At 71.8% G+C, this 13,890-nt stretch carries 13 protein-coding genes; 7 read left to right on the top strand and 6 right to left on the bottom strand.

Features of this window, described 5'->3' with window-relative positions; all coding sequences use genetic code 11:
• A partial coding sequence (locus AB0G63_RS38130; protein WP_360760188.1) for a streptophobe family protein occupies nucleotides 1-2,002 on the bottom strand: 2,002 nt, incomplete at its 3' end.
• Between the two features lie 241 nt (nucleotides 2,003-2,243).
• On the opposite strand from AB0G63_RS38130, the gene AB0G63_RS38125 reads away from it, so the two are divergent.
• Nucleotides 2,244-4,754, top strand: a complete 2,511-nt coding sequence (locus AB0G63_RS38125; RefSeq protein WP_360760185.1) for an FHA domain-containing protein — start codon at nucleotides 2,244-2,246, stop codon at nucleotides 4,752-4,754.
• 114 nt (nucleotides 4,755-4,868) lie between these two features.
• Here the strand turns inward: AB0G63_RS38125 and AB0G63_RS38120 are convergent, their stop codons facing one another.
• Nucleotides 4,869-5,645: a transglycosylase SLT domain-containing protein gene (locus AB0G63_RS38120; RefSeq protein ID WP_360760182.1), complete on the bottom strand. Its 777-nt coding sequence runs from the start codon at nucleotides 5,643-5,645 to the stop codon at nucleotides 4,869-4,871.
• A gap of 408 nt (nucleotides 5,646-6,053) precedes the next feature.
• Nucleotides 6,054-6,218: a hypothetical protein gene (locus AB0G63_RS38115; protein WP_360760178.1), complete on the bottom strand. Its 165-nt coding sequence runs from the start codon at nucleotides 6,216-6,218 to the stop codon at nucleotides 6,054-6,056.
• Between the two features lie 372 nt (nucleotides 6,219-6,590).
• Between AB0G63_RS38115 and AB0G63_RS38110 the strand changes: the two genes are divergently transcribed.
• The 3 genes from AB0G63_RS38110 (at nucleotide 6,591) to AB0G63_RS38100 (ending at nucleotide 8,744) form a co-directional block, all read left to right on the top strand.
• Nucleotides 6,591-7,736, top strand: a complete 1,146-nt coding sequence (locus tag AB0G63_RS38110; RefSeq protein ID WP_360760175.1) for a GAF domain-containing sensor histidine kinase — start codon at nucleotides 6,591-6,593, stop codon at nucleotides 7,734-7,736.
• A complete protein-coding gene (locus tag AB0G63_RS38105) occupies nucleotides 7,729-8,385 on the top strand; it encodes a response regulator transcription factor (protein ID WP_360760172.1) in 657 nt (218 codons plus the stop codon). The genes AB0G63_RS38110 and AB0G63_RS38105 overlap by 8 nt, the downstream gene beginning before the upstream one ends.
• Nucleotides 8,386-8,498: 113 nt before the next feature.
• Entirely contained in the window at nucleotides 8,499-8,744 is a 246-nt protein-coding gene (locus AB0G63_RS38100) for a chaplin (protein WP_360760169.1), read from the top strand.
• A gap of 416 nt (nucleotides 8,745-9,160) precedes the next feature.
• Here the strand turns inward: AB0G63_RS38100 and AB0G63_RS38095 are convergent, their stop codons facing one another.
• The gene (locus AB0G63_RS38095; RefSeq protein ID WP_360760166.1) at nucleotides 9,161-9,943 is read right to left on the bottom strand and encodes a hypothetical protein; all 783 of its coding nucleotides are present in this window, start codon (nucleotides 9,941-9,943) and stop codon (nucleotides 9,161-9,163) included.
• Between the two features lie 139 nt (nucleotides 9,944-10,082).
• On the opposite strand from AB0G63_RS38095, the gene AB0G63_RS38090 reads away from it, so the two are divergent.
• The 3 genes from AB0G63_RS38090 to AB0G63_RS38080 all read left to right on the top strand — a co-directional run bounded on the left by AB0G63_RS38090 (nucleotide 10,083) and on the right by AB0G63_RS38080 (nucleotide 12,471).
• Nucleotides 10,083-10,880 (top strand): ABC transporter ATP-binding protein, encoded by a 798-nt coding sequence (locus AB0G63_RS38090; protein ID WP_324785360.1) that lies wholly within the window; start codon nucleotides 10,083-10,085, stop codon nucleotides 10,878-10,880.
• Between the two features lie 49 nt (nucleotides 10,881-10,929).
• On the top strand, nucleotides 10,930-11,361 hold the full coding sequence (locus AB0G63_RS38085; RefSeq protein WP_360760163.1) for an NfeD family protein: 432 nt from the start codon (nucleotides 10,930-10,932) through the stop codon (nucleotides 11,359-11,361).
• 141 nt (nucleotides 11,362-11,502) lie between these two features.
• Nucleotides 11,503-12,471: an SPFH domain-containing protein gene (locus AB0G63_RS38080; RefSeq protein WP_360760160.1), complete on the top strand. Its 969-nt coding sequence runs from the start codon at nucleotides 11,503-11,505 to the stop codon at nucleotides 12,469-12,471.
• A 77-nt stretch (nucleotides 12,472-12,548) separates the two neighbouring features.
• On the opposite strand, the gene AB0G63_RS38075 is transcribed toward AB0G63_RS38080, so the two are convergent.
• Together AB0G63_RS38075 and AB0G63_RS38070 are read right to left on the bottom strand one after the other, a co-directional pair.
• Nucleotides 12,549-13,055: an HNH endonuclease gene (locus AB0G63_RS38075; RefSeq protein ID WP_360760157.1), complete on the bottom strand. Its 507-nt coding sequence runs from the start codon at nucleotides 13,053-13,055 to the stop codon at nucleotides 12,549-12,551.
• 155 nt (nucleotides 13,056-13,210) lie between these two features.
• A complete protein-coding gene (locus AB0G63_RS38070) occupies nucleotides 13,211-13,750 on the bottom strand; it encodes a YbhB/YbcL family Raf kinase inhibitor-like protein (protein WP_360760154.1) in 540 nt (179 codons plus the stop codon).
• Between the last annotated feature and the right edge of the window lie 140 nt (nucleotides 13,751-13,890).

Here is a 13,890-nt window from a genome sequence, read left to right as displayed (position 1 = left end):
CCACCAGCAGCCCGCCGGCCAGCGGACCCGCGGCCATCGACAGGCCGACCACCCCGCCCCACACGCCTATCGCGCGGGCGCGCTCACGCGGGTCCCCGGGCTCGGACGGCTGCCGTGGAGGGCGCGGGGGGCGCGGGGGAGGGGTTCCGAAGTGCCGTACCACGGTCGGGGCGCCGTACACGTCCGGCTCGGCGGGCGGCGGACCGCCGGGATTCCGCGCGTCGCCGTCGGCCGGCCGTGCGCTTCCCCGGTCACCGCCGTGGCGCGCGCCCTGGAAGAGCCCCGGCCCGTCCGGCGGCCGCGCGTCCTCCGGCTCCCGCAGCTCGTCCGGTACGAGCAGGTAGGGGTTGGTGGCGGGGTTCGGCGGCCGGTACGGCACACCGGGCTCGTACGGCCCGGCCCCACCACCGGCCCCACCACCGGAGACGGCCGCACCGGAGACGCCCTCGCCGTCAACGTCCCCGTCCCCGGCCCCGCCGCCGACGCCGCCCGTCCCCAGGGCCTCCGGGACCTCCAGGGCCTCCGGGTCACCCCCACCGCCCCCTGCCGCCCCTGCGGCCGGTCCGGCCTCCGCCACGGGCGCGACCGCGCGAGCCAAAGGTGCCGCACGCCGCCCCGCCGCCCCGCCGGCCCACGCCAGCAGCGCCCCCGCCGCTCCCGCTCCCGCGCCCCACAGGGCGCCCAGCAGCAGTGCCGTCCCCAGCCGCCCGTGCAGCCAGATCCCGGCGCCGAACGCGTCGAAGCCCAGCACGGACAGCGAGGCGTCCACCGACACCTCCGTCAGCCAGGCGAGCAACGGCAGCGCCACCGCCGTGGCGAAGCCGAGCCGCAGCGCGCACCGCCCCGCGAACCCGGCGGCCCCCGGCTCGCCCGCGGGCCCGCCCGCCACCGGCGTCCGCACCGCGGTCAGCACGCCCGCCAGCAGCATCGTCACCGCCGCCGCGACGGCCAGCAGCCACACCCGGCCGTCCAGCTCCGCCAGCCGGCCCAGCGTCACCGGCTGGTCGGTGCTCGCGGTGAGCAGGTCGTCCAGCGGATCGGGCAGCAGCCGGGCGAGTTCGCCGGTCGCCCTGCCGTCGAACGGCAGGAACAGGCCGACCGGCATGCCCAGCCAGGCGCCGTTCGGCGCGCCGAGCAGCGCGGCGCCCGCGATGCGCCGGGGATGGGCGTCGCCGATCGCCGCGTACGCCGCCGCCGCGAGGCCCGCCACCACCGCCGCCAGCAGCACCGTGACGAGGGCGGACACGGCCGGACGCACGACGCGGTGCGCCGCCTGCCAGCCGCGCGGCAGGGGGGTGCGGCGTGAGGCCAGCACCGCGATCAGCAGGATCCCGGCCGACCAGCCGAGCCCGCCGAGCAGCGTCGGCGCCGTGTCGACGGTGAAGCCCACGGCCGCCTTCGCGTGGATGAGGTCGCCGACGTTGTCGGGCAGCAGCCCGCCGAGGTCGCCGAGGTCGCCGAGACCGGGGATGCTGATGCCCCCGCCGGCTCCGGTGGGCAGCCTGCCGAGGCCCAGCGAGCCGCCGTCGATCGTGATCACGTCGTGACCGGCCCAGGCCAGTCCGCCCAGCGTCGCGACGAACAGCGCGACCACCGCGCCCGCGCGCGCGAGCAGTTCGGCCGGCGCGATCACGACGCCAGCCGCGCGCAGGGACCGCAGGAAGAACCACGACAGCAGGAGCGCCCCGACCAGGCTGACCCCCAGTGGCGTGATCGTGACGGCCGTGTGGGCCTCAGCGCCCTTCAGGCCGAACGCGGACACATCACCGGACGGCGTGATCGAACCCCCCGCCCCGAGGGCCACGACCGCCGCGGTCATCGGCCCGAGCGAGCCCGCCGAGTCGGCCTCCAGCAGGTGCAGTCCGAGCGCCGCCGTGCCCGCCATCCCGATCAACGCCCAGCTCACGGAGGCGATCGCGGACAACAGGACGTCGGCCCACGGCACCCTCCTGCCGTACTCCGCGCTCTCGACGCTCGACCACGTGCTCGACGACGTGCTCAACGACAGCCCCCCCGATCCGCGGCGCGGCCCGGTGGCCGCGCATGTCCCCCTCGCGTGGATTACCACTCTCCGGGTCGATTTCCACCCCGTCAACGGAACCAGCCGTTGCGTAAGCGCGTGCTTTTCACAAGGCCCGGCTTTCGGTCAGGGGGCGGAGCCTGAAATAGTTCCCGACGATGTTCGACATCCCTAGACTCCCTGTGACGGGGGTAACTCGGGGGACTACTCAGTGGGGCATGGAGTGCCGGAACTCGTACTGGAATCGAATGGACGTACCTGGACGCTCGACGCGTCCAGGACTTACACCCTCGGACGCGATCCGCAGGGCGACATCGTGCTCGACGACGCCAGGGTGTCCTGGCGTCACGCCACGATCAGCTGGAGCGGCCGCAGTTGGGTCATCGAGGACCACGGCAGCACCAACGGCACGTTCGTGCAGGGCCAGCGGATCCATCAGCTGGAACTCGGACCCGGCGCGTCGGTGAACCTCGGCAACCCGACGGACGGCCCACGCCTGAACGTCTCCGGCGCGGCGGCGGCCGTCGCCCAGCCGCAGCAGCAGCCGTACGCAGCCCAGGGGGCGAACCCGGGCTGGGCCCCGCAGACGCCCCAGCAGGCGCCGCCGCAGCAGGCCGGCTGGCAGCAGCCGCAGGCCACACCGCAACAGGCCGCGCCCATTCCCTCGCAGCCGGGGCCCGGTGGTGGCGCGGGGGCGCCGCCGGTCTACGGCGACCGCAGCCCGACGACGTTCCACCAGTTCTCACTCGACCGCGTCATGCGCATCGGCCGCGCCCTGGAGAACGACCTGGTCGTCTCCGACCTGCAGGTCTCCCGGCACCACGCCGAGTTCCACGCCACGCCGGACGGCCGCCTGGAGATCCGCGACCTTGGCTCGCACAACGGCACCTACGTCAACGGTCAGCCGATAGCCAAGGGCGGCTCGCAGCTGCTGGGCCCCACCGACATCATCGGCGTCGGCCACTCGACGTTCCGGATCGTCGGCGACCGCCTCGAGGAGTTCGTCGACACCGGTGAGGTGTCCTTCTCCGCCCGCCACCTGACCGTGACGGTCGACGGGGGCAAGCAGATCCTGAAGGACGTCTCCTTCGGCGTCCCCGAGAAGTCGCTGATCGCGGTGATCGGTCCGTCCGGCTCGGGCAAGTCGACGCTGCTGAAGGCGCTCACCGGCTACCGGCCCGCCAACCAGGGCGACGTCCTCTACGACAACCGCAACCTGTACAAGCAGTTCGCCGAGCTGCGCCAGCGCATCGGTCTGGTCCCGCAGGACGACATCCTGCACAAGGAGCTGACCGTCAAGAAGGCCCTCAAGTACGCGGCCAAGCTCCGCTTCCCGGCCGACACCACGGCCGCCGAGCGCGAGGCCCGCATCGACGAGGTGCTGCGCGAGCTGAAGCTGGACATCCACAAGGAGAAGAAGGTCACCTCCCTCTCCGGTGGCCAGCGCAAGCGCGTCTCCGTCGCCCTGGAACTGCTCACCAAGCCGTCGCTGATCTTCCTCGACGAGCCGACCTCCGGCCTCGACCCGGGCATGGACCGCGATGTCATGCAGCTGCTGCGCGGTCTCGCCGACGACGGCCGCACGGTCCTCGTCGTCACCCACTCCGTCGCCGAGCTGGCGCTGTGCGACAAGCTGCTGGTGATGGCGCCGGGCGGCGCGGTCGCCTACTTCGGCCCGCCGGAGGAGGCACTGAACTTCTTCGGCTACGACACCTGGGCCGACGTCTTCTCCGCCTTCGAGAACTACCGGGACTACGACTGGGCGGGACGCTGGAAGGGCTCGCAGCACTACCAGATGTACGCCGCGGACATCGACGCCGTCGCGCCGCAGTCCGTACAGGTGCCCCCGATGCAGGGGATGCGGCCGCCCAAGCCGCAGGGCTGGATGTCGCAGTTCGTCACGCTGGTGCGCCGCTACGTGGCGGTGATCGCGTCCGACAAGGGCTTCCTGGCGCTGATGGTGATCCTGCCGGCGGTCCTCGGCGCGGTGAGCCTGCTCATCGACTCGGGCAACAGCCTGCTGCCCAACCCGTTCAACCCGCAGACCGGCCGGATCATCCCCAACGGCACGGCCACCACGGTCCTGCTGATCCTCGCGGTCGGCGCGTGTTTCGCCGGCGCCGCGAACTCCGTCCGAGAGCTGATCAAGGAACGGGTCATCTACGAGCGGGAACGCGCGACCGGCCTGTCCCGCAGCGCCTACCTGATGTCCAAGGTGTTCGTGCTCGGCGCGATCACCGTGTTCCAGGGCGGCCTGGTCGGCGCCATCGGCTTCTTCAACCGGGAGATCCCGGAGCAGGGCCTGGTGTTCGGCAGCGCCACCATCCTGGAGCTCTCCGTGCCGATCATGGCCCTGGGCTTCACCTCGATGATGTTCGGCCTGATCATCTCCTCGCTGGTGAAGACGGCCGAGAAGACCATGCCACTGCTGGTCATGTTCGCGATCATCCAGGTCGTGTTCACCGGCTGCCTGTTCACCCTGAACGGCTCGATCGGCGTCAACCAGTTCTCGTTCCTGATGCCGTCGCGGTGGGCGGTCGCCGCCGCGGGCGCCACGCTGGACTTCAACAAGATCGCCCCGCCGAAGCCCGGCGAGAGCAATGACCCGCTGTGGGAGCACACCGTCGGCACCTGGTGCGTGGACATGCTCGCCCTGATCGCCCTCGGCGTGGTCTGCGGCTTCTTCGTGGCCCGCTTCCTGCGCCGGCACGAGCCCGAGGTCATGCGCAAGTAGCGGCGCGACAGTGATCAGGGCCCGCAAGGCCCGTACGGCCCCGAAGGGCGGCACCCGTCAGGAGGTGCCGCCCTTCGGCGTCATGTACCGAGGTCCGCGCTGACCTCGGTGACCTCAGTACGCGCTGTTGACGTTGTCGATCGAGCCGTACCGGTGGGCCGCGTAGTTGGCCGCGGCGGTGATGTTGGCGACCGGGTCGTAGATGTTCCAGGACGTGCCCGGGACGTGGTACGCCTGGAAGGTCGGCGGGATCACCTGCAGCAGGCCCTTCGACGGGATGCCGTTGATGGCGTTGATGTCCCAGTTGTTGATCGCGTTCGGGTTGCCCGAGGACTCACGCATGATGTTCCGGTGCAGGCCGCTGTAGCTGCCCGGGATGCCCTTGGACCTCATGATGTCCAGGGAATGCCTGATCCAGCCGTCGAGGTTGTTGGCGTACGTCTTCGCGGCCACCGACTCGATCGCGGGGCGCCAGGCGGACCGGTTCGCGGCCTCCGCCTTGCGCGCCGCCTCGGCCTTCTTCCTGGCCGCGGCCTCGGCGGCGGCCTGCTTCCGGGCGGCGGCCCGAGCGTCGGCCCTGGCCTTCGCGTCCGCCTTCGCCCTGGCGGCGGCCTCGGCCTTCGCCTGCGCCCTGGCCTTGATGGCCTCCGCCTTCAGACTGGCGCCGGCGAGCTGGTCGGTGACGCTGGCCCGGACGTCCTTGATCTGCTCGGAGCTGTAGGCCACACGTGCCGTGGAATCAGCCTCGCTCGTGGTCTTCGTCCCGGATCCGCCGGGCACCGCGGTGAAGGCGAGGGCTGCGGCGCCGAGGGCGGCGACACCGCTCAGCGCGACCTTGTGGTGCCGGGTCAGCACACGACTGAGACCACGAACAGGGGTGTTTTCGAGCATGGCAGACGGACCTCTTCGAATAGCGCGGAAATCGCTCTGAGTCCGGCGGGGGACAGGGGTCCGCCCCGCACTAGGGCCGCGGGGGAAACCGCGGCGCTGAGCGACGGGAGCAATTCTTAGCGGCCGCAAAATTCTGTGGCAACGGTGTGACGTACGATCCCAGGTAGTGGATCAGGTGTGGGTAAAGCGGGACAGACTGGGGTGTCTTTCCCGCTCATGGAGGCGGACCTGGTCTCCTACCGCCCTTCGTACGTGACGTGCGCCCTGTGCCCGGCGTCACACCGACCGCGCGCCGGTCTCACAAGAAGTTGCGCCCGCAATGCTCTGCGTGAGGAGTCGCCGGCGGGAGCCGCCCCTGCGGGCCGCCGGCTCCGCGGCCCGCACCGCCGCGTCCCCACGGCGACGGCCTCACGCGGACAGCGGCTGCTCCCGCTCCACGCGGGAGCAGCGGACGGACCGCCCGTGCTCCCGCAGCAGCCCGAGCACGCCGCCCGCCCGGCACCGCGCCCACCACAGCCGCTCACCGGCCGGCGGTTCCTCCGGCACCAGCCGCACGCCCCGGGCGGCGGCCACCCATTACCTGCGGGCCCGCCCGCGTGTGCCTGCGGGCCCGTCCGCACGCGCGCGTGCGGAGAAGCGCACCACCACGCGCGCGCCCGATCCGCCCGTCCACGGCGTCGGCCAGGGGCGGCCAGCGTCGGCGAGGTGTTCAGCACGAGCGGGTCCCCGGCCCGCAGCAGGCCCCACAGGGCGCCGCCGTCAGCAGCCCGGGCCGCCCGCACTGCCTGCGACCCTGATCGCGACGACACGGATCCTCGATCGCGACGACACGGATCCTCCGGCCGACGTCGCGGACCGGGGGACCTCCGGCCTAGGACCACGGGCCCGGGCGATGGCCGTCGCCGGTCCGATCCGGCTGTCACACCCCGCCGGTACCGTGAGGACATGAGTCGAGGTCCCCGGTCCGGTCTCGCGGCGGTCAGTTCCGCGCTGCTGGCCATGAGCAGACATCTGGAGATGCGCGACGTCCTCAAGACGATCGTCGCCTCGGCCCGTGAGCTGCTCGGCGCGCAGTACGCCGCGCTCGGCGTCCCCGACGACCACGGAGGCTTCGCCCAGTTCGTGGTGGACGGCGTCAGCGACGCACAGTGGAAGGCCATCGGCCCGCTCCCGCGCCAGCACGGCATCCTCGCCGCGATGCTGCACGAGGCCGGCCCCGAGCGACTCGCCGACGTGCGCGAGGACCCCCGCTTCGAAGGCTGGCCGTCCGCCCACCCCGAACTGTCCGACTTCCTGGGCCTGCCCATCCGCGACGGCGACGAGACCATCGGCGCGCTGTTCCTCGCCAACAAGAACTGCCGCGATCCGCAAGGCGGCTGCGGCTTCACCGAAGAGGACGAGGAACTCCTGGCCATCCTCGCGCAGCACGCGGCCATCGCCCTCACCAACGCCCGCCTGTACGAACGCAGCCGCGAACTGACGATCGCCGAGGAGCGCTCCCGGCTCGCCCACGACCTGCACGACGCGGTCAGCCAGAAACTGTTCTCGCTGCGCCTGACCGCCCAGGCCGCCGCCGCGCTCGTCGACCGCGACCCGTCCCGCGCCAAGGGCGAGCTGCAGCAGGTGGCCGCGCTCGCCGCCGAGGCCGCCGACGAACTGCGCGCCGCCGTCGTCGAACTGCGGCCCGCCGCGCTCGACGAGGACGGCCTCGTGGCCACCCTGCGCACCCAGGTCCAGGTCCTCGACCGCGCCCACACCGCACGCGTGACCTTCACCAACGCCGGCTTCCGCGCCCTGCCCGCGGCCCAGGAGGAGGCCATGCTGCGGGTCGCCCAGGAGGCCCTGCACAACGCCCTGCGGCACTCCGGCGCCGAGCACGTCGACGTGACCGTGGGCCGGCGCGGCTGCGGTGCCGCGCTGCGGATCACGGACGACGGCCGGGGATTCGACCCGCGGTCGGTACGGAGCGCGGGGCGCCACCTGGGCCTGGTGTCCATGCGTGACCGGGCGAGCGGGGTCGGCGGCACGCTGGCCGTGGAGTCGGCGCCCGGCAAGGGCACCACGGTCGAGATGGAGGTTCCCGGTGGCTGACGCGATCAAGGTGCTGGTCGTCGACGACCACCAGGTCGTCCGCCGGGGCCTGCGCACGTTCCTGGAGGTGCAGGAGGACATCGAGGTCGTGGGCGAGGCGGCCGACGGCGCCGACGGGGTGGCCCGCGCGGAGGAGCTGCGGCCCGACGTCGTGCTGATGGACGTCAAGATGCCCGGGATGGACGGCGTGGCGGCGCTCCGCAGACTCCGCGAGCTGGGCAATCCCGCGCGCGTGCTCATCGTGACCAGCTTCACCGAACAGCGCACGGTCGTCCCCGCCCTGCGCGCGGGAGCCGCCGGTTACGTCTACAAGGACATCGATCCGGACGCGCTGGCCGGCGCCATCCGCTCCGTACACGCCGGACACGTCCTGCTCCAGCCCGAGGTGGCCGACGTCCTGCTGTCCCAGGAGGACGCCGGCCCGGGCCAGGGAAGGGCCGGTTCGCTCACCGAACGGGAGCGTGAGGTGCTCGGCCTGATCGCCGACGGCCGCTCGAACCGGGAGATCGCGCGTGCCCTGGTCCTGTCCGAGAAGACGGTGAAGACGCACGTCTCGAACATCCTGATGAAACTCGACCTGGCGGACCGCACCCAGGCCGCACTCTGGGCGGTACGCCATGGAGTGGCCGACGGTTCCGCTCCGGACTGAGATTCATACTGTCGTGGGGATGTCCCCCGCCTGACGCATCCTCCGGGAGTCTCCGCCGTTCTCCAGTGCGTGCCGCGGCGACTGCCGCGGCAGTCACCAGGAGGGGTAGTCAAGTGAAGAACCTGAAGAAGGCAGTGGCCGTGACGATGGTGGCCGGCGGACTGGTCGCCGCCGGATCCGGACTGGCCTCCGCCACCGACGGCGCGTGGGCCGGCGGCGCGGCCCAGGGCTCCCCGGGCGTCCTGTCGGGCAACGTCGTCCAGGCCCCGGTGCACCTGCCGGTGAACGTGGCCGGCAACACCGTGAACGTCGTCGGCGCGCTGAACCCGGCCTTCGGCAACCTGGGCGTCAACCACTGACGCCCGCCGCACACGATCGCTGATCTCCGGCCTCCCGGGCCCCACCCGGGAGGCCACCCGCCCCACGGCGTCACGCCCGCCCGCGCAGCCACCGGGCGCGGGCTCAAGCCCGGCCGCCGACGCCACCCGCTTCCGTGCGCCGGCGTTCAGCCCGACGGCCTGCCGCCGGCACACCGACCGCCCGGATTCCCCGGCGGCTGACCGCCGCTACCGCGGCGTGCACCTCCCCGGCGGGCCCACACATGATGACCGCCCGCCCGCGCACCGCGGTCACGGAGCCGTCCGCTTCCCGGCCGGCGGCGCCCAGGCCGGTGGATCCCCGGCCGACGGCGCCAGGCCGTCCGGCCGTCCGCTGCCGGTCCGCCCCGCTGCCGGTCCGCCCCGCTGCCGGTCCGCCCCCGGTGCGCCGCCCCGGCTCACCTTCGCTCCCGCTCCTCCACGACGGCGTTGTACGCCGCCACCTGCGCCCGTCGAGCCGTTCGTTCCACCGGCCGCAGCGCCTGGGAGCGCGCCGCCATCTCCCCGGCGCTGACCGCACCCCCGTGCCCGCTCTCGCACGCCAGCGACACCAGCAGCCCCACCCGCCGCGCCAGCTCCAGCACCCGCACCGCCCGCGCCGGATACCCCGGCGCCAGCACCTCCCGGCCGCTCTCGGCCCGTGCCCGGTACGCGTCGATCGCCGCCTCCGCCACCGGACCCGACCCGGCGACGTCCAACCGCGAGAGGACCTCCGTCGCCTCCCGCAACGCCTCCGCCAGCTCCCGCTCGGCCTCGCCCAGCGACGGGACGTCGGCCGGCGGCGCCTCCCGCACCGGCAGACAGCGCCAGACGACCTCGACATGCAGATCACCGTCGGGCCCGGCCTCGTGCACCTCCGGCACCAGCCCGAACGCGGCGCCGTAGCAGATCACCGCCTCCCCGGCGTCCAACGCCCGAACGTTGAACTCCGGCGGTCCGCTCAGCCCCAGCGGATGCCCGGGCGCGGGCAGCGCCACCCGCAGCCCCGTGACGCCGAGCGCCCGCAGCCGCCCCAGCGCGAGTGTCAGTCCGACGGGCCCCGATTCGCCGGGCAACCCCTCCACCCGGTGCACGGCGTCGTCGCCGACGATCGCCGTCACGGCGTCGTCCGGAGAGACAAGTCCGGCCAGAAGGGCGTTTCCCCAAGCGGCAAGGCGTCCTGAACGCGGTTCCGTGAGCATGCCCCCACCCTAAGGACCGGACCGATGGATGGGAGCGGCCGACCGGTGGCGTAGATTTCCTAGAGGGCTGTGCCACAAAGCGCACGCGACCGCCGAGACGCCGAAACCTGGTCACACTGCAAGGGGAGACAACGCGCTCATGAGCGATGTTCTGGAACTTCAGGACGTATCCGTCATCCGTGAGGGCCGGGCTCTGGTGGACCAGGTCTCCTGGTCGGTCAAGGAGGGCGAGCGCTGGGTCATCCTCGGCCCGAACGGCGCCGGCAAGACCACCCTGCTCAACGTCGCCTCCAGCTACCTCTACCCCAGCAAGGGCACCGCCGCCATCCTCGGCGAGACCCTCGGCAAGCCCGGCACCGACGTCTTCGAGCTGCGCCCGCGCATCGGCATCGCCGGCATCGCCATGGCCGACAAGCTGCCCAAGCGCCAGACGGTCCTGCAGACCGTGCTGACGGCCGCCTACGGCATGACCGCGCACTGGCAGGAGGACTACGAGGAGATCGACGAGCAGCGCGCCCGGGCCTTCCTCGACCGCCTCGGCATGAGCGAGTACCTGGACCGCAAGTTCGGCACCCTCTCCGAGGGCGAGCGCAAGCGCACCCTCATCGCCCGCGCCCTGATGACCGACCCGGAGCTGCTGCTCCTCGACGAGCCCGCCGCCGGCCTCGACCTCGGCGGCCGCGAGGACCTGGTCCGCCGCCTCGGCCGCCTCGCCCGCGACCCCATCGCCCCCTCGATGATCATGGTGACCCACCACGTCGAGGAGATCGCCCCCGGCTTCACCCACGTCCTGATGATCCGGCAGGGCAAGGTCCTCACCGCCGGCCCCCTGGAGCTGGAGCTCACCTCCCGCAACCTCTCCCTCTGCTTCGGCCTCCCGCTCGTCGTCGAGCAGGTCGGCGACCGCTGGACGGCCCACGGCCTGCCGCTGTCCTGAGGGCTTTTGCGCCCTGTCCGAGACCCGACCGCGGCTCTACCATGACCGTGTGAACGACATCGACGCATGGGTGTGGTGGCTCGTCGGCGCGGCAGCGCTGGGAATCCCGCTCGTGGTGACCGCGATGCCGGAGTTCGGCATGTTCGCGGTGGGCGCCGTCGCCGCGGCGGCCGTCGCCGGCCTCGGCTTCGGCGCGGTGGCCCAGGTGCTCGCCTTCGTCGTCGTCTCGGTCGCCCTCATCGCCGTCGTACGGCCCATCGCGTACCGGCACCGCACCGAGCGGCCCCAACTCGCCACGGGCATCGACGCCCTGAAAGGCAGGCAGGCCGTCGTGCTGGAGCGGGTCGACGGATCGGGCGGCCGGATCAAGCTCGCGGGGGAAGTGTGGTCGGCCCGTTCCCTCGACACCGGCCGCGCCTACGAAGTGGGTGAGGAAGTGGACGTCGTGGACATCGAGGGGGCCACGGCGATCATCATGTGACCTCGCTCGACGCAACTGGATCTCAACTGCTCCGAACACCCCACGAGTTACGCGACGGTCTGTCACACTCGACCAGCAAGATCTTCAACAACACAAGATCTTCCATAGGCGCCGAGGCGGAGAAGGGTACGGGGAACGACGATGGAACCGGTCATCATCGTCCTGATCATTCTGGTGGTGTTGGTCTTCATCGCCCTGATCAGGACTATCCAAGTCATCCCACAGGCCAGCGCCGCCATCGTGGAGCGCTTCGGCCGTTACACGCGGACGCTGAACGCGGGACTCAACATCGTCGTCCCGTTCATCGACACCATCCGCAACCGCATCGACCTGCGCGAACAAGTCGTCCCGTTCCCGCCGCAGCCGGTGATCACCCAGGACAACCTGGTCGTCAACATCGACACCGTCATCTACTACCAGGTGACCGACGCCCGGGCCGCCACCTACGAAGTCGCCAGCTACATCCAGGCGATCGAGCAGCTCACCGTCACCACCCTGCGCAACATCATCGGCGGCATGGACCTGGAGCGCACCCTGACCTCCCGCGAGGAGATCAACGCGGCCCTGCGCGGCGTCCTCGACGAGGCCACCGGCAAGTGGGGCATCCGCGTCAACCGCGTCGAACTCAAGGCCATCGAACCGCCGACCTCCATCCAGGACTCGATGGAGAAGCAGATGCGCGCCGACCGTGACAAGCGCGCCGCGATCCTCCAGGCCGAGGGTGTCCGGCAGTCCGAGATCCTGCGCGCCGAGGGTGAGAAGCAGTCCCAGATCCTGCGCGCCGAGGGTGAGGCCAAGGCCGCCGCCCTGCGCGCGGAGGGCGAGGCCCAGGCCGTCCGCACGGTCTTCGAGGCCATCCACGCCGGCGACCCGGACCAGAAGCTGCTGTCCTACCAGTACCTCCAGATGCTGCCGAAGATCGCCGAAGGCGACGCCAACAAGCTCTGGATCGTCCCCAGCGAAATCGGCGACGCCCTCAAGGGCCTGTCCGGCGCCATGGGCAACTTCGGCCCCATGGGCGGCGGTTCCGGCGGCAACGGATCCGCGGGCAATGGCAACGGCAGCGGCGGCGCGGCCGCGGAGCGCCGGGAGAAGCCCCAGATCGACTGACGGCACCCCGAAAAGCGACGTTCCCCGCGCCCCTCGGCAAGGAGCGCGGGGAACAGTGCTGTTCAGCACCGAAGCTCTCAAGCGACGTCGCGAGCCAGCCAGTCAGGAAGCGAGGCGGTGTCGTCGGCCCCCAGCGCCAGCAGCATCGCATCGGCGGGCGTCGGCTCGAACGGCTGCCTCAGCAGCGGCATGCCCGCCTCTTCCGGAGTCCGGTCGGCCTTGCGGTGGTTGTCCTCCGCGCACGACGCGACCGTGTTCAGCCAGGTGTCCTGGCCTCCCTGCGACCGCGGCACCACGTGGTCCACGGTCGTCGCCCTCCTGCCGCAGTACGCGCACCTGTGCCGGTCCCGCACCAGGACACCCCGCCTCGACCAGGGCGCTTGTCTTCGGAACGGCACCCGTACGTACCGGCACAGCCGGATCACCCGGGGCGCGGGTATGTCCACGGCGGCACCCCGCATGCGCAGTTCGGGATGGGCCTGCTCGACGACGGCCTTGTCCTGCAGCACCAGGACCACGGCCCGGTTCAGGGTCACCGTCGACAGCGGCTCGAAGCTCGCGTTCAGCACCAGCGTGTCACGCATCCAGCCCACCTCCCGTCTGCACCGGCCCACCCCCTGGCGGGCTCGGATCAACTCTGGACGGGCACGCCGAGATGGACAACGCAATAAAAAAGTGCCCGCCCCTGATCAATTCCAAGACCAGGGGCGGGCAAACGTTCTATGAACGTTCCTCCTGCTCAGCCCTCCGCGGGAACCTCGTACTCCCCGATGAGCTGGGCACGCGCGATCGTGTGGAAGCGCAGGTTGAAACCGACGGCGGCCGGGGAGGTGTCGGAGTCCGGACCGAGCTTCTCCTGGTCCACGGCGTACACCGTGAACACGTACCGGTGCGGCCCGTCCCCGGGCGGCGGCGCGGCTCCGCCGAAGTCCTTCGTCCCGTAGTCGTTCCGCGCCTGGACCGCGCCCTCGGGCAGTCCCTCGAACGTGCCGCTGCCCGCACCGACCGGAAGCTCGGTGACCGAGGCCGGGATGTCGAACACGACCCAGTGCCAGAACCCGCTGCCCGTCGGGGCGTCCGGGTCGTAGCACGTCACGGCGAAGCTCTTGGTCTCCGGCGGGAAGCCCTCCCACCGCAGGTGCGGCGAGGTGTTGCCCTCCGCGTGGACCTGAGCGCTCTTGAGCGTCGCGCCCTCCTCGACGTCCTCGCTCGTCACCGTGAACGACGGCACGGGGGGATGGAAGTCGTGGGGGAGCGGCCGCCTCTTGAGCTCGGTCACCTCGGTACCTCCTGATCGGTTCCGTTCAGTAGGTCCGAGCCTAGAACCAATGCCGGTGACTTAAGTGGTTGTGTCTCGTTGTTGTTCGTGTGGCGAGGGTGGGGCAGGCCGGGACGCCTGCGGGTGAGCGGTTGTCGGAT

This window comes from Streptomyces sp. NPDC020996, assembly GCF_040641355.1.
In the GTDB taxonomy this organism is placed as follows: Bacteria; Actinomycetota; Actinomycetes; order Streptomycetales; family Streptomycetaceae; genus Streptomyces.
The sequence above is the reverse complement of the archived record's forward strand: the minus strand, read 5'-3'. Positions and strand labels throughout refer to the sequence as shown.